The organism is Amycolatopsis sp. TNS106 (assembly GCF_019330265.1).
GTDB classification, from domain to species: Bacteria; Actinomycetota; Actinomycetes; order Mycobacteriales; family Pseudonocardiaceae; genus Amycolatopsis; species Amycolatopsis lurida.
On the sequence record NZ_CP024972.1, the window covers coordinates 7,900,583 to 7,919,086 of the forward strand.

Annotated in this window: 15 protein-coding genes and 1 tRNA gene; 7 read left to right on the forward strand and 9 right to left on the reverse strand. The window is 68.1% G+C overall.

Annotated features, from left to right (window positions below; all coding sequences use genetic code 11):
• Nucleotides 1–3 precede the first annotated feature (3 nt).
• The 6 genes from CVV72_RS36550 to CVV72_RS36575 form a co-directional block, all read right to left on the reverse strand.
• Nucleotides 4–1,950 (reverse strand): amino acid adenylation domain-containing protein, encoded by a 1,947-nt coding sequence (locus tag CVV72_RS36550; RefSeq protein WP_219148796.1) that lies wholly within the window; start codon nucleotides 1,948–1,950, stop codon nucleotides 4–6.
• A complete protein-coding gene (locus tag CVV72_RS36555) occupies nucleotides 1,943–3,154 on the reverse strand; it encodes a cytochrome P450 (protein ID WP_219148798.1) in 1,212 nt (403 codons plus the stop codon). The genes CVV72_RS36550 and CVV72_RS36555 overlap by 8 nt, the downstream gene beginning before the upstream one ends.
• The gene (locus CVV72_RS36560; RefSeq protein ID WP_219148800.1) at nucleotides 3,151–4,299 is read right to left on the reverse strand and encodes an LLM class flavin-dependent oxidoreductase; all 1,149 of its coding nucleotides are present in this window, start codon (nucleotides 4,297–4,299) and stop codon (nucleotides 3,151–3,153) included. The genes CVV72_RS36555 and CVV72_RS36560 overlap by 4 nt, the downstream gene beginning before the upstream one ends.
• A gap of 37 nt (nucleotides 4,300–4,336) precedes the next feature.
• Nucleotides 4,337–4,600, reverse strand: a complete 264-nt coding sequence (locus CVV72_RS36565) for an acyl carrier protein (protein ID WP_034309004.1) — start codon at nucleotides 4,598–4,600, stop codon at nucleotides 4,337–4,339.
• A gap of 332 nt (nucleotides 4,601–4,932) precedes the next feature.
• Nucleotides 4,933–5,919 (reverse strand): ParB/RepB/Spo0J family partition protein, encoded by a 987-nt coding sequence (locus CVV72_RS36570; protein WP_255632378.1) that lies wholly within the window; start codon nucleotides 5,917–5,919, stop codon nucleotides 4,933–4,935.
• A gap of 549 nt (nucleotides 5,920–6,468) precedes the next feature.
• A complete protein-coding gene (locus CVV72_RS36575) occupies nucleotides 6,469–7,065 on the reverse strand; it encodes a TetR/AcrR family transcriptional regulator (RefSeq protein WP_219148804.1) in 597 nt (198 codons plus the stop codon).
• Nucleotides 7,066–7,158: 93 nt separating this feature from the next.
• On the opposite strand from CVV72_RS36575, the gene CVV72_RS36580 reads away from it, so the two are divergent.
• From CVV72_RS36580 to CVV72_RS36590, 3 genes are read left to right on the forward strand one after another with little or no spacing between them, the layout of a single operon-like run.
• On the forward strand, nucleotides 7,159–8,385 hold the full coding sequence (locus CVV72_RS36580) for an amidohydrolase family protein (protein ID WP_219148806.1): 1,227 nt from the start codon (nucleotides 7,159–7,161) through the stop codon (nucleotides 8,383–8,385).
• The gene (locus CVV72_RS36585; RefSeq protein ID WP_219148808.1) at nucleotides 8,382–9,236 is read left to right on the forward strand and encodes an alpha/beta hydrolase; all 855 of its coding nucleotides are present in this window, start codon (nucleotides 8,382–8,384) and stop codon (nucleotides 9,234–9,236) included. Before CVV72_RS36580 ends, CVV72_RS36585 begins: the two co-directional genes overlap by 4 nt.
• The gene (locus CVV72_RS36590) at nucleotides 9,226–10,521 is read left to right on the forward strand and encodes an FAD-binding oxidoreductase (protein WP_219148809.1); all 1,296 of its coding nucleotides are present in this window, start codon (nucleotides 9,226–9,228) and stop codon (nucleotides 10,519–10,521) included. The genes CVV72_RS36585 and CVV72_RS36590 overlap by 11 nt, the downstream gene beginning before the upstream one ends.
• Before the next feature lie 463 nt (nucleotides 10,522–10,984).
• Here the strand turns inward: CVV72_RS36590 and CVV72_RS36595 are convergent.
• Nucleotides 10,985–11,057: transfer RNA gene (locus tag CVV72_RS36595), tRNA-Arg, on the reverse strand.
• A gap of 197 nt (nucleotides 11,058–11,254) precedes the next feature.
• On the opposite strand from CVV72_RS36595, the gene CVV72_RS36600 reads away from it, so the two are divergent.
• Together CVV72_RS36600 and CVV72_RS36605 are read left to right on the forward strand one after the other, a co-directional pair.
• On the forward strand, nucleotides 11,255–12,379 hold the full coding sequence (locus CVV72_RS36600; protein WP_219148811.1) for an epoxide hydrolase family protein: 1,125 nt from the start codon (nucleotides 11,255–11,257) through the stop codon (nucleotides 12,377–12,379).
• Between the two features lie 151 nt (nucleotides 12,380–12,530).
• Nucleotides 12,531–13,448: a cation diffusion facilitator family transporter gene (locus tag CVV72_RS36605; protein WP_219148813.1), complete on the forward strand. Its 918-nt coding sequence runs from the start codon at nucleotides 12,531–12,533 to the stop codon at nucleotides 13,446–13,448.
• Between the two features lie 258 nt (nucleotides 13,449–13,706).
• Here CVV72_RS36605 and CVV72_RS36610 read toward each other — a convergent pair whose 3' ends face one another.
• Both CVV72_RS36610 and CVV72_RS36615 read right to left on the reverse strand, forming a co-directional pair.
• Complete coding sequence (locus CVV72_RS36610; protein ID WP_219148814.1) at nucleotides 13,707–14,405, reverse strand: DUF305 domain-containing protein; 699 nt, start codon at nucleotides 14,403–14,405, stop codon at nucleotides 13,707–13,709.
• An 8-nt stretch (nucleotides 14,406–14,413) separates the two neighbouring features.
• Nucleotides 14,414–15,205, reverse strand: coding sequence for a DUF3105 domain-containing protein (locus CVV72_RS36615; RefSeq protein ID WP_219154365.1), 792 nt, complete (start codon nucleotides 15,203–15,205; stop codon nucleotides 14,414–14,416).
• Nucleotides 15,206–15,408: 203 nt separating this feature from the next.
• Between CVV72_RS36615 and argS the strand changes: the two genes are divergently transcribed.
• Both argS and lysA read left to right on the forward strand, forming a co-directional pair.
• On the forward strand, nucleotides 15,409–17,064 hold the full coding sequence (gene argS, locus CVV72_RS36620) for an arginine--tRNA ligase (protein ID WP_219148816.1): 1,656 nt from the start codon (nucleotides 15,409–15,411) through the stop codon (nucleotides 17,062–17,064).
• Between the two features lie 6 nt (nucleotides 17,065–17,070).
• Nucleotides 17,071–18,504, forward strand: coding sequence for a diaminopimelate decarboxylase (lysA, locus tag CVV72_RS36625; protein ID WP_034308987.1), 1,434 nt, complete (start codon nucleotides 17,071–17,073; stop codon nucleotides 18,502–18,504).

Here is an 18,504-nt window from a genome sequence, read left to right on the forward strand (position 1 = left end):
CCTTCATCGGGCGTTCGCGATCAGGGCCTGTTCGTCGACTTTCCCGTTGCGGGTCAGCGGGATCTCGTCGACCACCACCCAGAGGGCGGGTAACGCGTAGCTCGGGAGCTGCCGCGACAGATACGCGCGCAAGGTGCGGGGTTCGGTGTCCTGGCCGGGGTTCACGACGATGGCCGCCACGAGCTGAGGGCTGTGGTCCTCCCGCCGGGAAACGACGATCACGGCGTCGCGGATACCGGGATGACCGGCGAGGATGGTGCCGATCTCCTCGGTTTCGATGCGATGCCCGTCGAGTTTGACCTGCTTGTCCGCGCGGCCGAGGAAAACCACGTTCCCGTCCGGGGCGAGCCGGACCAGATCGCCCGTGCGGTACAGGCGTTCGTCCACGTCGGGGGAGAAGTGGCCGAAGCGCCGCTTCGTCTCGGTCTCGTCGTCCAGGTACCCGTCGGCGAGTCCCGATCCGGCCGCGTACAGCTCGCCGACGCCGCCGGGCGGGACGAGCCGGGCGTTACGGTCGAGCACGAAGACCTTCGTGCCGGCGATCGGCCTGCCGATGGGCAGGGGGCCGTCGATCTCCGCGCCGGCGCGTACGGTGTGCGTGGTCGTGAACGTGGTGTTCTCGGTGGGCCCGTAGCCGTTCGTGAGCACCAGGCCGGGGTAGGTCTCGAGCACCCGTGCCGCCGCGTCGTGCGGTACGACCTCGCCTCCGCTCAGCAGCCGGCGGAGTCCGGCGAGCGCCTGCGGCCGGGAGTTCGCGACCAGCCGGAAGAGGCTGGCGGTCAGCCAGGCGACGGAGACCTTCCGCTCGGCGAAGAACTTCTCGAGCGCCCTGACGGTCGGAAGCCGTCCGGGAAAGGCCTCCAGCGTCGCGCCGTTGAGCAAGGTCACCCAGATCTCGTACGTCGACGCGTCGAAGGCCAGCGGCGCCATCCGCAGGACCCGGTCACCCGGGCGCGGCTGGAGCTCCGTCGTCCGCGCGAGCCGCGTGACCGCGCGATGCGGGACGACGACCCCCTTCGGTTCACCGGTGGATCCCGAGGTGAACGCGACGTAGGCGGTCCTTTGTGGATCGTCGTGGGCGGGTACGGGCTCGGGATCCGCGTCGATTTCCTCGCCGGGGACCCAGGAATCGACCCGGGTGAGCCCATGGAGGACGGGATGGCCGGCCGTGGCGGCGTCGACCACCGCGGCCGTGGGCGCCAGCTTGCCGATGATCCGCGCCAACCGGGCTTCCGGCGCGTCGTCGTCGAACCCCGCGTACGCGGCTCCGGCACGGACGATCGCGAGCAGCGCCACGATCTCGCCCGCCGACCTCTTGGTCGCGACGAGCACCGTGTCACCGGGCCGGACCCCGGCGCGCCGCAGGACGCCGGCGTACCGATCGGCCGCTCGCGCGAGCCGTCCGTAGGTCAGCTCGGCCTGCGCGTCACGGACCGCGACCTGTTCCGGGTGAAGCCGCACCTGCTCCAGGAAAAGGGTTTCGATGTCCGCCGGAGGAAGGTCGGCGCCGGCCAGTGAGCCGACGATCCGGCGGCGTTCCGGCGCGATGCAGCGCACGTCCTCCAGCGAACCGTCGAGGAAGGCCAGTTCACCCACCGCGGCGGCGACGTCGGCGAGGAAACCGTGCTCGGCGTCGGGTACCTCGGTGACGAAGCGGGCCTCCCCGGACCGCAGATCCGGGTGCAGGGAGGCGAGCACGAGATCCACCGGCCCGTCCTCGGCGACGCCGACCGGGTGGACCGAACCCAGGAAGTCCTCGACCCGGGCCTTGTCGTCGACCTGGATCCGGATCACCCGCCCGGAGACCGAGATCGCGGCCTCGGTCGCCGCCGTCCACCGGCACAGGGTCACCGCGAACGCGGCGAGCACCACCTTCGCGCGTTGGTACTCGGAGGGTTCGGCCGCGAGCTCGGTCGTCAGATCGTAGGGAACGGTGAGCGCGTCAGGCATCGCGGTTGCGCTCCAGCCGGACATGGAGGTGGTCGGGCCGCCGGAAGATGTGGCCGCGTTCCCGCAGCCGCCAGAATCCCGGCCGGACGCCGTCGAGCGAACCGCTGAGCCGGACACCACCGAACCGGTGCGACAACCGCTCGAACAGCGTGTCGAACTCCGCCAGCGCCAGCTGGATGCCCAGACAGGTGTGCGGGCCGGACGAGAACGCCAGCAGGCGCTGGTCGGTCCGCTCGGGACGCCAGGAGTCCGGGTCCTCGAACGCGTTCTCGTCACGGCTGGCGCTGCCCAGCGACAGCAGGAGCGCGGACCGGCGCGGGACGTCCACCCCGTGCAGGTTCAGGTCCCTGGTCGCGTACCGGAGGATGGTGTGACTCGGCGGTTCCCACCGCAGCGTCTCGCGCACCACCTGGGTGCGGTACTCCTGGTCCGCCAGTGTCGACAGGTCGACATCGTGCGCCAGCACGGCGTACATGATCTTGCCGATGGTCGCGACGCTCGTCTCGGTGCCCGCGAGCAGGAACAGCGTCGCCGTGCCCAGCATGGATTCGTCGAGCGGATCGCCCGGCGGGAAGACGAGATCGAGGAACGGCATCCGGCCGCCCTCGCGGCGTTCGGCGAGTTTGCCCTTCAAGTAGTCGATCAGCTCCGCCTTGGCCGCGAGCGCCGAATCCAGCGAGGTCGCCGGGAACTCGATCGCACCGGCCAGCGGCAGCACCCGGGGACGCAGCCAGGCCGCGTCCTCCGGCGGCAACCCGAACAACCGGGTGACCATCGCGTAGGGCACCCCGACCGCGACCCGCTCCATGAACTCGACGTCGACCTCGTTCCCGGTGCCCATTTCGGCCTCGATCGAGTCGAGGACCTGGTCCACCGCGGGGACGAGGATCTCGGTGCGCAGCCGCTTCACCGACGCGCCGGCGAACAGCGGCATGAACAGCTTCCGCAGATCGCGATGGCGGGGCCCGTCGGTGTCCAGCAACGTCCGGCCGAACAGACGGCGGCTGCTGCGCATCGGGAAGCCGCTGCCGACCTCGCGGTCGGCCAGCAGGGCCTGGACGTCTTCGAACCTGGTGACCAGGAAGGCGTTGAACGCCGCCGACCAGTGCACCGGATCCGACCGCCGGAGCTCCTTGTAGATGGGCCAGGGGTCGGCGAGGAATTCGTCGGAACTGAAGTCCAGTTTCACCGGTGCCGAGCTCATTTGTCACCTCCGTTGCCGACCAGTTCGGTCCGGGATTTCAACTGGCGCGCGGCCTCTTCCGAAGTGAGCCGGAGCGATTCGGTGGTGCCGTCGTAGCCGCCGACGAGGGCGGGCACGACCTCGTGCGCGAGCGCGGTCAGCTGGTCGAGGGTCGCTCGGTGCGAAACCCACCTGGGTACGAAGAAGTTCAGCGAAACCGGGTCGCCGATCCGGTTCACCAGCTCCCTGATCCTGGCGGCGCAGGTCGCGGCGTCGCCGACGATGAACCCGCCCGTGTCGACGAGGTTCTGCAGCGTCTTGCGGTGCGCGACCGGCGAATCCGGGATGGGCATGCCCAGCGTGCCCCGGTACAGACCGCGGCGCAGCGCGGAAAAGCCTTCCAGCAGTTCCTCGACGCCCGCGGCGGGGGAATCCGCGATGTGGACGAAGACGTTGCAGCGGATCCGGGTTCCTCCCGCGGATTTGTTCCGGTAGGCGTCGATGCGCTCGATCAGCGCGCCGACCGGGTCGGGGTCCATTCCGGGCCTGATGGCGCCCCACGGCGGTGCCACGTGGACGGTCGGGGTCGTCGACGTGTCGGTGAGGAGCTCGATTCCGGCCGGGCTCAGCGAGGACGCGACGACGGTCTCGATGGTGCCGGGCCCCCTCAGCGGCTGGAGCTGGAGCACCGCTTTCTTCACGGTGAACCACGGTGTCGTGGTGTTGACCGTCTCGCCGTTGAGGAGTGCCTGCACCGTCCCCAGCGCCGCGCGGAAATGGTCGCGGACCGAAGCCGGGTCCACCCCGATCATTTCCATGTCGTGGACGTAGGTTCCCGTGCCGACGCCCAGGATCGCCCGGCCCGCGGTGAGGTGATCGAGCAGTGTGATCCGTTCCGCGACATGCAAAGGGTGGTGATAGGGCAGCGGGATCACTCCCGTGGCGAACCGGATCCGGCGCGTCTCACGGGCCAGCGCCGCCATCAGCATTTCGGGCGAACTGAGCGTGCTCCATCCGCTGGAATGGTGCTCGCCGAGCCAGATCTCGTCGAAACCCAGGTCGTCGACGAGGCCGCACAGTTCGATGTCGCGCTTCAGCGACGCGTGCGGGCTGACCGAAGGGTCGTGGAAGGGAGGCAGGAAGCAGCCGAATGCCTTTGCGTTCATTTCGATCCTTTGTCCGGAGGTGGGCGATCGTGCTGCGTCAGGCCGACGGCACCTGTTCGAGCAGGTAGTCGCAGAACTTGTCCACAGTGGTCAGATCCTCGTTCTCTTCGAGGTCGATGAACACGTCGAGCTTCGTCTCGATCTTCTCGATGAGCGCCAGGTACTCGATGGAGCTCATACCCGTCTCGGGGAACTCCGTGTCCGCTTCGATGGTCTGGTTCTCCAGAACACCGCCCGCGACCTCGGTCAGCAGGGAGAAAATCTGCTGACGCAATTCCGCCCGCGCGTCTTCCGCGTTCATGTGTCCCCTTTGCTGAATCCGCGCACAAGCGCGCGGATGGATGAGTGCTGAATGGTGATTTCGCCGCATGTGAAAGCGGCGGTGAATTCGATGATCACGACGGCGGAAATCACCCCAGTGTGCTCGCCGCCGCGCCTCCCAGTGCGTCCGGATTTCCGTCCGGACTGGCGATTCGACACCTATTGTCGCCCGAATCGTCCGCGATCCGCAACAGTCCGGGGCGCAGGTCTTCGTCGATTATCGCGCCGTTACGTGAGGAAAGATCACCATGGAACGACACGAAGGGGGCTTTCCGCGCATCGTGCGCGCGGAAAGCCCCCTTCGTCGTCAGATCAGCGCTTGCGCTTCTGCAGCAGTTCCGCGAACTGCCGCCAGTCCTCCGCCCGGGCCTTGGCGAGTTCGGAGATCAATTCCAGCCGGTGTTCGGGAATGTTCCTGGCGACCTGATCCCATTCGTCCCGGTCGTTCAGATGCCCGTCCAGCAATCGCACCAGGGTGCGGCCGGACTCGGTGTACCGGATGGTGGGGTCCGAGCGGAGCCGTTCCACGGCCGCCTGGGGGTCCGTTCCCGCCTGATCACCGCCCTCGGCCGGGCGGGTACGCGGCCTGGCGGTGGGGCTTGCCGGGCTCTTCTCGCCCTGGAGGTGCCGATGACGTACGTCGTGCGCGGTCGCGAGGGAAACACCCGCGCCACGCGCGATTTCGCGGATCGAAGCGGAGGGATTGCTCGTGAGCAGCTCGTGGGCGCGACGGCGGCCCTGCGCCGGATCGAGCGCGCGGACGCGGCCGTCGCGGCCGACGTGGGCGTTCGACTGGGGAACTTCCCCACTCGAACGCCGGCGCAACTTGCCGACCGTCTTGTGCGAAAGGCCGGTGACCGCCGCGATCGCCCGGTCGGACCAGTGGGGCCGGGTGCCGAGGATCCGGCAGGCGGCGGCCTTGCGGTCGGCGAGGGAAAGCGGCAGGCCGTGCGCGATGTTCGTCTTCACCGCGAGGATGAAGGCCGCCTGCTCGTCCCCGTCGAAGAACTGGACGTTGATCGCGGTGGCGTTCTTCAGCTTCGCCGCCTGGAGCCGATGCGTTCCGTCGATCACCCGCATCGTGGAGCGGTGGACGAGAATCGGCGGAAGCGGGGCATCCGTCTCCGCGAGCACCCGGGCGTACGCGGGATCCACGCCCGCCGCCCGTGGGGAGTCTTGCACGGACAACGCGTCGAGCGGGACCTCGACGACCTCGCCGAGCGGCGGGTCGGAGCCGACCGCGACCCACTCGTCTTCCCTTCTGGCCGCGGGGATCTGCGTGCCATCGGCAGCTTTCACCTTATGCCAGTTTAACATCTTCCAGCCCCCAGAACACTTGGTGAATATCAAACCTTTTCAATATTCGAGCTGGTTCGAGTGGTTGTCAAGGTCCGCGAGTCGCGATCGTGCGTCGCCTGGGTGTTCGACCGGCGCGCGCGGGCCATGGTGACTTTTGTGTGGTGCCGTCGAGTTTCCCGGCTACCCTCCGTCGTCGCGCCACCGAACGGAACCGAGCCGCTTGACGGGAGCCCGGGAGGCACGCAACCTGGTCTGGGGCCCGTCGGACGGAAGGAAGCTCGTAAACCGGTCGGTGAAATACTTCCAGGGAATTCCTGACGCCAAATGGCGGAACGCGCCGCGGTTCTTTCGCGAAACCCGATTTCGAAGAATGGGATGATCTTTGCCGCTTTGACGGAGATCGCGTTTCGCGTGTCGACGCGCGCGGATCAACACCGCGCGAGGGAGCGATCGGGCTAACCGAACAGGTGTGTCCTGTGGTGCGTTGGCCCGCCGACATTGTCCGGGAGGTAGGCGTCGAGAGGGTTGTGGCGAAAGGCGGCCACCTGTTCAACGCCCGGGGCGTGTCCGTGGAACGGATCGGTTCTTGCTCATGCGCAGGATCAAGGCGACCGCGTCCTCCGAGTGGACCGCCGGCGTCAGGACCTCTTGAAGGAGCAGGCCGCGAATCGCGGCGATGGTGACGGTGGCCATGGTCAGCGCTTCCTTGGCCTCGAGCCCTTCGCGTTCCGCGAGCGAGGCCAGCATCTTGGTCAGGTCGTCGAGGGAGTCGATGAACTCACGAAAGTCCTGTGGGTTGTACGCGGCGAGTCCTGCCACGTGAAAGAAGCCGCGGACACGCGACAGCTGCTCCGGCCGGGTGTAGGTCTGCCAGATCGCCACGATGAGGTCGTCGAAGGTGCCGTGCCGGGCGGCCTCGAAAAGCGCCTCGTTGTCCCGGGATCGCTGTGCCGTGAGCATGGCCGCCAACACACCTGGGAGTGACCCGAAGTGGTATCGCAGGAGGGCGTGACTGGTCTCGGCCCGGGCGGCGATCTCACGGAGCGACACCTCCGGCGCGGGAAGCGCCTCTCCGAAGGCGTCGAGAAGCCGAGCCAGGAGGCGCTCGCGTGCGTCGCCCCTGCGTTCCGCGCTTGACAAGATCACTCCCGCAGTTTATCCATTGGAAAAGACCGGCTGATGTGGCGTGCTGCTCGGCACATGGTCGCAGCCGGCTCGCAACGATGGAGGGAACGACTCGTGGGACGTGTTCAGGTAGTCGGCGCGACGGTCGTCGACGGAACGGGTCGCGAGCCGGTCGACGTCGATGTCACCGTTGAAGACGGGCATATCACCCAGGTCTGTGCCTCCGGCGCACGCGGTGAGCGCATCGAGGCCGGAGGCCTGACGATGACGCCCGGCCTCATCGACGCCCACGTTCACCTGGGCTTGTCGAGCCCGATCCAGCCGCAGTTCTCGTTTCAGATCAGTGCCGCTGAGCTCGCGGCGGACATCTTCGCCACGGCCGGCGCGGCGCTCGATGCCGGTTTCACCACCGTCCGGGACACCGGCGGGATCGACGGCGGTCTCGTCACCACGATCGCCAAGGGCAAGGTCAGAGGGCCACGCGTCCTGTCCTGCGGACCTGTTCAGTGCCAGATCGGCGGGCACGGCTACTACGGAGCCGAGTGGGAACCCACCGAGCTGTGGAGCAGCCATCACGTTCCGGGGCTGTGCGCCCTGTCGATGATGTCGGGCAACGCGGATGAGCTGCGAGCCAACGTGCGCGAAGCCTTTCGTCGCGGAGCCTCCTTCCTGAAGCTCTGCGTGACCGGCGGAGTGGTCGGGGCGCACGACCGGCTGACCGACACCCAGTTCACCGTCGAGGAGATCGCCGTCGCCGTCCAGGAAGCCGCGGCGCGGGGCACCTATGTGACGGTTCACGCCCACAACAACGACGGCATCCGGAACGCGGTCGAGGCCGGGGCGCGCTGTGTCGAACACGGCACCGACCTCGACGAGTCCACGGCCACCCTGATGGCCACTCGCGACGTCGCCCTCGTGCCCACGTTCGCCGTCGTCGAGCAACTCCTGCACGACACCGCCGGCGCCGGCCTCGACGCATCGACCCGCGATCGTGTGCTGGGTGTCCGCGAGCGGATGACCGAGGCGCTCGCCGTCGCCAAGGAGGCCGGAGTACGGGTCGGGCTGGGTTCCGACCTCATCGGCCCGGCACAGCACCGCCGAGGCGAAGAACTCAGGTTGCGTGCAGAACTCGAGACGCCGATGGAAGCCCTCGTGGCGGCCACCAAGACCAACGCCGAGATTCTCGGCCTGCCTGGACAAGTCGGGGTCATCGCTCCCGGCGCGCAGGCAGACCTCGTTTTGTGGAACGGCAACCCGGTCGAAGACCCCGGGCTGTTCGCTGATCCCGCCAATGCCGTCCTCGTTCTCAAGGCCGGCCGAATCGTGAAGGACCTTCGATGACCACCATGTGGCAGGGCTGCCTCGCCGACACCGACTACTTCGAGATGCGCTCCAGCGGTGGGCACGACTACGGCGTCTGGGTCACCACACCACCGGGTCACGACCCCGCCACGACGCGAACGCCTGCCGTGTACGTGCTCGACGGCAACTTCGCCGTGGGCCAGACCGCTCCGCTCATCGTCACCCAGGCGGACCCCATGCAGCGGATCCAGCCCTACATCCAGGTCAGCGTCGGCTACGCGGGCGAGGAAGCACAGCACTGGGACCGGCTGCGCAACAGGGACCTCGTGCCGCCCGGCGAGCCCATCGCCAAGGAACTCATCGACGCCGTGGAGATGGGAGTTCAAGCGGGTGCGAGGACCCGCGAAGAATCCGACGCCTACCTCGCCGAACTACGCGACACTCACGCCGACGCGTTCCTGAGCTTCCTCACCACGGAACTGCACCCGAGGATCGAACGTGACTACGACACCGCCACGAGCGGTCACGGTCTTTTCGGCTACTCCTACGGCGGCCTGTTCAGCCTCTACACCTGGCTCACCGGCAACACACTCTTCGAGAGCATCGGAGCGGGCAGCCCCGGCGTCGCCAGTGAAGACAGCCAGATCTTCACCCAGCTCCGAGAAATGGGTGACCGGCACCCTGCCGCCAAGCTGCACGTGACCCTCAACGAGCAAGAGCTGCTCGGCGAACTGCCCATCTACCAAAGCCTCACGAAGAACACGGCCACCGTCCTGCACCGCCTCACCGCACGCGGCGAAGCCGTCACCAGTGCGGTCCTGCGCGAAACGCACGTGACCGGGCTGCAGGCTTCGTTCCTCAGCTACCTCAGGACCTGCCGTGCCCGGTAAGCGCCCGAGCGCCGACGTGGTCGTGATCGGGGCAGGGGTGATCGGTTCGTCGATCGCCCTTGAGCTTGCCCGGGCGGGGCACCAGGTGATCGTGCTCGATCGGGCCGCAGGGCCCGGACAAGGATCGACCGCGGCATCGAGTGCGATCGTCCGGTTCAACTTCTCCACCACCGCCGGGGTGGCGACGGCGTGGGAGGCGCATTTCGGCTGGCTCGACTGGGCCGGCCACCTCGGGTACGACGTCGGCGACCTCGCGATGTTCCGCAAGAGCGGGCTGGTCATGCTGGACGTCGAGGCGGCTCCGCGTACGTCGTGGCTTCCGCTGTTCGACACGATCGGTGTTCCCTACGAGGAATGGGACAGCGCGACGTTGGCCGAGCGCGTCCCAGGTATCGACACCGGCCGCTATTGGCCGCCGAAGCGGCTCGACGACGAGGAATTCTGGGAAGACGCGAAACACTCGCTCGGTGGGGTGTACACCCCGGACGCCGGTTACGTCTCGGACCCGGGCCTCGCCGCCGTGAACCTCGCCGCCGCGGCCTCGGCACGCGGGGCGGAGTTCCGCTTCCGCGGCGCGGTGACTGCAGTGGAGAAGGCAGGCGGGCGTGTGACGTCGGTGCGGCTGTCGGACGGCACCCGGATTCCCTGTGCCGTCGTGGTCAACGCGGCCGGTCCGTGGTCGGGTGCGATGAATCGCTTGGCAGGCGTGGGTTCCGATTTCACGGTCGGTGTGCGACCGATGAGGCAGGAAGTAGCGCACGTGCCGGTCCCGGAGGGCTACGGAGGGCCCGTGGTGGCGGACATGGATCTGGGCACCTACTTCCGCGGTGAAGCCGGGGGACTGCTCGTCGGTGGAACGGAACCGGAGTGTGATCCGCTGCAGTGGACCGACGACCCGGACGCCGTGGAAATCCACCCGACGGCCGCGGTCTTCGAGGCCCAGGTGACGCGGGCCGCGCGGCGACTGCCCGACCTGGCGGTGCCCAACCGGGCGCGCGGCGTGGTGGGCGTCTACGACGTCGCCGACGATTGGACTCCGATCTACGACCGCACCGACCTCGAGGGCTTCTATCTCGCGATCGGAACGAGCGGCAACCAGTTCAAGAACGCGCCGGTCGTGGGGCAGCTGATGACGGAGCTGATCGACCAGGTGGAGAACGGCGCCGACCACGACGCGTCGCCCGTCCGGTTCCGGGCCCCGCGCACCGGCCTGGAGATCGACCTGGGTGCGTTCTCCCGTAAGCGCAACCGAAACACCGCGAACTCGGGCACGGTGCTCGGCTGAGCCGGAACTCGGACGAGAGCATCACCCGGAGGTAGCCAAGCGAACGGCAGGCGGCACGCCGGCTCTTCGAAGTTCGACGAGAACTCGGCCAACGCGACCAAGCCGATGCTCTGCAAACCTGGATCGACAACACCGCGAGGCTCTGACCACGCCTGCAGTACCGACGTGATCGTGGAGAGCCGCAGGTGTCCGAGCAACGGCTGCACGTGCTTGGTGACCATGCACTGATATGGGTGCCGGGTACTGCCACCGGCGTGCAAAAGGGGCCAGCTGACTGGCGAGTAGTTCGGTCAGGGTGACGTCGGTGCGGAGTTGACGGACCTGTGTGTCAGCAGTCGCCACCGCATCAACGAGAGCGGTCGGTCCGGCGGGAATGGTCGTCACCGCGACTCACTATCACAGAAGCCATGCCGAAAACCGTCCAGTTTGGACTGGTGAACGGTGGTTAGCCTGATCGGAAGTGTGCCCTCGGCAGGATTCGAACCTGCGACACCTGCCTCCGGAGGGCAGTGCTCTATCCCCTGAGCTACGAGGGCGTTGCCGCCTGAGCGACGTTGAAAGCTTAGCGCATGTCTCCGCAGGTGCTCCCGAGTGGTGGCCGTTAGCCGTCGTGGTGCCCGGGCTGGGTGTCTTATGTGGCTCTGACCAGGTATTTCGGGTCTCGTGTCTGCCGTCGGCCAGGCGGGCCGGGTAGGCGTAGCGTCGGTGTCGCCGACGAACCGGGGGAGGCCTGATGATCGAACCGTTCGAGGTGCGGATCCCCGAATCCGCCATCGCCGACCTGCGTGCCCGGCTGCGCGCCACGCGCTGGCCCGAGCCTGCCACCGTGGACGGCTGGGAGCAGGGGGTTCCGCTGGAGTTCGCGCGGGAGCTGTGCCGGTACTGGGCGGAGGACTACGACTTCGGTTTGGCCGACCGCGTCAACACTTTCCCGGGGTTCAAGACCACTGTGGACAGTCTCGGGATCCACTTCCTGCACGTTCGCTCGCCGGAGCCGGACGCGACGCCGCTCGTGCTCACGCACGGCTGGCCGGGATCGGTCGTCGAGTTCCTCGACGTGCTCGGCCCGCTGACCGATCCCGCCGCGCACGGTGGCGATCCGGCGGACGCGTTCCATGTCGTGGCGCCCTCGCTGCCGGGGTTCGGCTGGAGTGACAAGCCGTCGTCGACGGGGTGGAACGTCGAGCGCATCGCGCGGGCCTGGGGCGAGTTGATGGGGCGGCTCGGCTATGAGCGCTACGTCGCGCAGGGTGGCGACTGGGGAGCGGGGGTGACGAACATGCTCGCCAAGCTCGTGCCGGAGCGGCTGATCGGCGTCCACGTCACCATGGCGGCGGTTCCGTACGACGAGACCGCACTGGGTGAACCGACGGCCGAGGAGAGGGCGGCGATCAGTGATCTCGCGCGATTCCGCGAGGTCGGGTCCGCATACTCGCGGCAACAGGCCACGCGGCCGCAGACGCTCGGTTACGGGCTCGCCGACTCGCCCGCGGCGCAGGCGGCGTGGATCGCCGAGAAGTTCCGGGAGTGGACCGACAACGACGGCTCACCGGAGACCGCGCTGTCCTGGCGTCAGATGCTCGACGCGATCTCCGTCTACTGGTTCACCGCGACGGCGACCTCGTCGGCGCGGATCTACTGGGAGAACACGAAGCAGGACGTCTCGGCGGTTGAAGTTCCTTCGGGTATTTCGATCTTCCCGCGGGAGATCATCCGGCCGTCAAGGCGCTGGGCGGAGCTGCGCTACACCGATCTTCGCTGGTACGAGGTGCTGCCCGCCGGCGGACACTTCGCCGCCTTCGAGCAGCCCGAGGCCTTCGTCGGTCAGTTGCGGGGGTTCTTCCGGTCGCTTCGGTAGCGGTGCGTGGCGGGTCCAGGTTTCGGGAAGGCCCTCCTGGGGGATGGCTTCCGTGTGTGGCTTAAGCCATGGTGAACTTAGGCTCACCTGTATTGCACATATGCGCATGTGACAATATATTCGGCCTGTCGACTTCACGAGAGGCGGAGCAATGGGTCACGGGCACGGGCATGGAACGGCCTCGCCGTCGAGCGCGTCAGGCCGCTACCTCAAGAGCTTGACGATCGCGCTGGTCATCGGCGCCGGCTTCATGGTCATGGAGTTCGTAGTCGGGTTCGCCACCGGCTCGCTCGCGCTGATCTCCGACGCCGCGCACATGTTCACCGACGTCCTCGGCGTCGGCATGGCGCTGGCGGCCATCCTGCTCGCCCGGCGCAGCGGCCCGACGCTGACCAGGACCTTCGGGTTCTACCGCGCCGAAGTGCTCGCTGCCCTGGCCAACGCCATCCTGCTGTTCGGCGTCGCGGGCTACGTCCTGGTCGAGGCCATCGGCCGGATCAGCGACCCGCCCGCGGTACCCGGCCTGCCCGTCCTGCTGGCCGCGGCCGCCGGTCTCGTCGCGAACATCGTCTCGTTCCTGATCCTGCGCAAGGGCGCGGAGGAGAGCATCAACGTCCGCGGCGCGTACCTCGAAGTCCTCGCCGACCTGATCGGCTCCGTCGGCGTGCTGCTGAGCGGCGCGATCACGCTGCTGACCGGCTGGCGCTACGCCGACCCGATCATCGGTGTCGCGATCGGCCTGTTCGTCCTGCCGCGTACCTACGCCCTCGCCCGCCGCGCGCTGCGGATCCTGTTCCAGCACGCGCCGAAGGGCGTCGACGTCGCCGGGATCCAGGCCGAGCTCAGCGGGCTGAAGGGTGTCGAGGACGTCCACGACCTGCACGTCTGGACGCTGACGTCGGGTATGGAGGTCGCGTCGGCGCACCTCACCATCGCGCCGACCGTGGAGCAGGCCGAGGTGCTGACCGAGGCGCAGAACCTCCTGGCGAACCGCTACTCGATCGAGCACGCGACCCTGCAGATAGAAGTGCCCCAATGCGCTCAACGCTGCCGGGAACTCTCCTGGTGACCCCCTGACGCAATTCGTCCTCTGGTTGCGGTAGTTGGCAAAGCGAACTACCGCAACCAGAGGACGAAATGCGTCAGTAGGAGTTCCTCGCCGCCGAAACCGCTCACGCTGCGTATGCGGTGTGTGGGAATAGAGACACTCAACGTCCCTATTTCCACACACCCCGCCTCGGCCGGGCGCCTGATGCCCTACGCAATTCGTCCTCTGGTTGCGGTAGTTGGCAAGACGAACTACCGCAACCAGAAGACGAAATGCGTGTCAGGCGGGAAGGGGCGCCGCGCCGCGTTCCTGGAGGAGCCCCTTCATCAGGGTGATCTCGGCGCCCTGCGAGACCAGCATGCTCTGCGTCAGCGACTTCACGTCCGCGATCGACGTGTGATCGTGGCCGTACTGCGCCATCTCGGTTCCGCCAACGTGGTGCCGCAGCATCAGCTGGAGGAAGAAGACGTCCATCTCCTTGCCGGTCAGCGACCGCAGCTTGGCCAGTTCGGCCGAAGTCGCCATCCCCGGCATCGGCGCGCCGTTCGACGGCTTCATGTCGCCGCCGTGCCCGCCGTGGCCGGACGGCTCGGTCATCCACGTCATGTAGGCGCCGGTCGTCTGCTCGGGCTGGCCCCACAGGCCCAGCCAGCCCTTCATCCGGCCGACCTGGCCGGTCTGCGTGCGCTCGATGTCGAACGCCAGGGTCTTGATCGCCTGGTCGGTCGTGTGGTCCCGCGCCCAGCCCGCCATGGTGACGGCCTGGAGGTGGTGCACCGACATGTCCTGTGCGAAGCCGACCTCGACCGAGCCGGCGCCCGGCGTCGTCCGCTCCGGTTCGGAGTCGATCAGCCTGGTCGTCAGCGCGCCGAGGCCGAAGCCGAGGATCAGCATGACGACCAGGGCGGCCCCGATCACCAGCCATCGGCTCTTGGCCGATCGCGAGGTGCCGTCGACGGTCTGGGGATCGGGGTCCACTTGGCTCACTACTTGCTCGCGGGCGCCGAGGGCTGGGTGGCGGGCGCGGACGGCTGGCCGGCGCCGGGCTGGTCCTGCTGCGTGCCCGCGGTGCCCTTGTAGTCCATCGGCTTCGCGTCCGGCCCCGGCGGGGTCGGGTCGAAGTCGCCCGGTTCGATCTGCGCGTCGCAGGTGGCGTCACGCTCGGGGTACGCGCCGAACGGGTTGGTGCGCAGCGCGGCGATGAACTGGTCGATCCGCTCGTCGGAGGCGGAGTCCAGCTTCAGCTGGTGGCCCCAGGACTGCAAGGAGATCGGCTTGTCCAGGTTCGGGTACGGCGACATCACCGTGTACGGCTTGCCTTCGACGCGCACCTTCAGCAGGTCGAGCGCCTCGCCGGAGATCTGGGCCGGGTTGTAGGCGATCCAGACCGCGCCGTGCTCGAGACCGTGCACCATGTTCTCGTTGCGGACGGCCTTTTCGTAGACGACGCCGTTGCACGCGGCCCAGGACTGGTCGTGCGGGCCACCGAAGGGCGGGGTCTTGTCGTAGGCGACGCGCTCGGCGGCGGTGACGTGCACGGATCCCTCGTAGGTCGCCGTGGTCACGCCTGCGATCCGCTTGGACGGGTCCGGGTCCTGCTGCGAGGGCGCGAAGGCGGCCGCGGCCTCTTCGCGGGTCTTCTGCTCGCGCTTGGGCGCCGAAGCGACCATGTAGTAGGTGACCACCGAGGCAGCCAGGACGACGATCGCCACGACGGCGATGATCGTGCCCCAGGGCGTGCCCTTCTTGGACACGACGGAACTACGGGCGGCCTTCATGGCGTTCTTCGACGACGCGCCCTTTTTTCTGGTTGTCCCGTTAGCCATGGCTCCTGCGTTCTCCAAAGGGGGTGGTCCCTGCGCGGGCCAGTGTAGAGACCGCGCGTCTGATCACCGTGAACAGCCGGAAGATCACCGGCTTGGCTCACACCTTCCGGCGGTCGCTGCGAAGCCCGGACCAGGTCACACCTAGAATTCCGCGAGTGACTCCCGCAGCTCTCGCCGACCTGGTCCGTAACTCCGCCGTGCAGGTTCTCACCGCGCGCGGCCTCGACGATTCCGTGCTGCCGGAGAAGGTGACGATCGAACGTCCCCGCAACCCCGAGCACGGCGATTACGCGACCAACCTGGCGCTGCAGGTGGCCAAGAAGGCGGGGATGAAGCCCCGCGACTTCGCCGACGCGCTGGCCGAGGCCCTCGCCGCGACCGACGGCATCGATTCCGCCGAGGTCGCCGGGCCGGGCTTCCTCAACCTGCGGCTCGCCGCCGACGCGCAGGGCCAGATCGTCCAGCAGGTGCTCGACGCGGGGGAGAAGTACGGCCTCGGTGACGCGCTGGCCGGTGTCAAGATCAACCTGGAGTTCGTCTCGGCGAACCCGACCGGCCCGATCCACCTCGGCGGCACCCGCTGGGCCGCGGTCGGTGACGCGCTGGGCCGCGTGCTGTCCGCGCAGGGCGGCCTCGTCACCCGCGAGTACTACTTCAACGACCACGGCGCGCAGATCGACCGCTTCGTCCGGTCCCTGATAGCCGCCGCCAAGGGCGAGCCCGCCCCCGAGGACGGTTACGCGGGCGGCTACATCAACGACATCGCCGCCGAGGTCATCCGCCAGGAGCCGAGCGCGCTCTCGCTGCCCGACGACGAGCGGGCCGAGACCTTCCGCCGGGTCGGCATCGAGCTGATGTTCACCGAGATCAAGCAGAGCCTGCACGATTTCGGCACCGATTTCGACGTCTACTTCCACGAGAACTCGCTGCACGAGTCCGGCGCCGTGGAGTCCTCGGTCCAGCAGCTGAAGGATTCCGGGAACCTGTACTTCGAGGACGGCGCCTGGTGGCTCAAGTCCAAGGAGCACGGCGACGACAAGGACCGCGTCGTCATCAAGAAGGACGGCAACCCGGCCTACATCGCCGGCGACCTCGCCTACTTCCAGGACAAGCGCAAACGCGGCTTCGATCTCTGCATCTACATGCTCGGCGCGGACCACCACGGCTACATCGCCCGCCTGAAGGCCGCCGCGGCCGCCTTCGGTGACGACCCGGTCGTCGTCGAGGTCCTGATCGGCCAGATGGTCAACCTGGTCTCCGAGGGCAAGCCGGTCCGGATGAGCAAGCGCGCGGGCACCGTGATCACCATGGAGGACCTGGTCGGCACCGTCGGCGTCGACGCGGCCCGCTACGAGCTGATCCGCTACTCCGTCGATTCCACTTTGGACATCGACCTCGACCTGCTGCGCAAGCATTCCAACGACAACCCGGTCTACTACGTCCAGTACGCCCACGCGCGGCTGGCCTCGTTGCAGCGCAACGCTTCCGACCTCGGCCTGAAAACCGATGGCGAAGTGGACTTCGGCCTGCTTACGCTGCCCGCCGAGGGCGATCTGATCCGCACGATCGGCGAATTCCCGACCGTCCTCCGCCGGGCCGCACAGCTGCGTGAACCGCACCGCGTCGCCCGGTACCTCGAAGAACTCGCCGGCGCGTACCACAAGTTCTACACCGTGGGCCGTGTTCTTCCCCAGGGCGACGAGGAGGCCACCCCCCTCACGTTCGCCCGGCTCGCGCTGTGCCAGGCCGCCCGCCAGGTGCTGGCGAACGGCCTCAACGTGCTCGGTGTCTCTGCTCCGGAACGGATGTAACCCAGAATGGCTCACCCCGCGGGCCCCCGCCACGCCGACGTCTACCCCCACGCCGACGCCTCCGGTTTCCCGCCGTCGAGTCCGGAAGAACTCGACAGGCTGTACCCGAAAGTCTGGCCCCGCAACACTTTCCGCGGCGGTGACGGCGTCGTCCGCATCGCCGGTGTCGACGTCCGCGAACTCGCCGAGACCTACGGCACGCCGCTGTTCGTCGTCGACGAGGCCGACTTCAAGTCCCGCTGCGCCGACTACGCCGAGGCGTTCGACGACCCGGCGCTCGTGCACTACGCGTCCAAGGCGTTCCTGTCCATCGAGATCGCCCGCTGGGTGGCCGAGCAGGGGCTGAGCCTGGACGTCTGCAGTGGCGGCGAGCTCGCCGTCGCGCAGCGCGCGAACTTCCCGGCGGAGCGGATCACCTTCCACGGCAACAACAAGTCGCTGCCCGAACTGGAAGCCGCCGTCGAAGCGGGCGTCGGCACGGTCGTGGTCGACTCCTACTACGAGATCGCGCGGCTGGCCGACGTCGCCGCCCGGCACGACGTCGTGCAGAACGTCCTCATCCGGGTGACGGTCGGCGTCGAGGCGCACACCCACGAGTTCATCGCGACCGCGCACGAGGACCAGAAGTTCGGTTTCTCGCTGGCTTCCGGTGACGCGGCCGAGGCCGTGCGCCGCGTGCTCAACGCGCCGTCCCTCAAGCTGATCGGCCTGCACAGCCACATCGGTTCGCAGATCTTCGACGCCGACGGTTTCGAGGTCGCCGCCCGCCGCGTGGTCGGCCTGCTGGCCGAACTCGCCAAGGAACACGGCACCGATCTGCTCGACCAGCTGTCGATCGTCGACCTCGGCGGTGGTTTCGGTATCGCCTACACCGACAAGGACAACCCGCCCCCGCCCGCGCAGATGATCACGCAGATCCGCGAGATCGTCCGCAAGGAATGCGAATACGCGGGCCTTCCGGTGCCGAAGATCGCCGGCGAGCCGGGTCGCGCCATCGCCGGTCCCGGCACGATCACGCTGTACGAGGTCGGCACCATCAAGGACGTCTCGCTCGGCGACAAGGCCGCCCGCCGCTATGTCAGCGTCGACGGCGGCATGAGCGACAACATCCGCACCGCGCTCTACGACGCCGTGTACGACTGCCGTCTCGTATCCCGGTCCGCGGACGACGACGGGGACGGCCAGGCCGCCGCCGCGCTGTCCCGGGTCGTGGGAAAACACTGTGAGTCCGGCGACATCGTCGTCCGTGACTGCTGGCTCCCGGACACCCTTGCTCCCGGCGACCTGCTCGCCGTGGCGGCCACCGGGGCGTACTGCTACTCGATGGCCAGCGGGTACAACCGGCAGCCGCGGCCCGCGGTGGTGGCCGTGCGCAACGGCAGCGCCCGCGTGCTGCTGCGGCGGGAGACGACGGACGACATGCTGCGCCTGGAGGTCTAG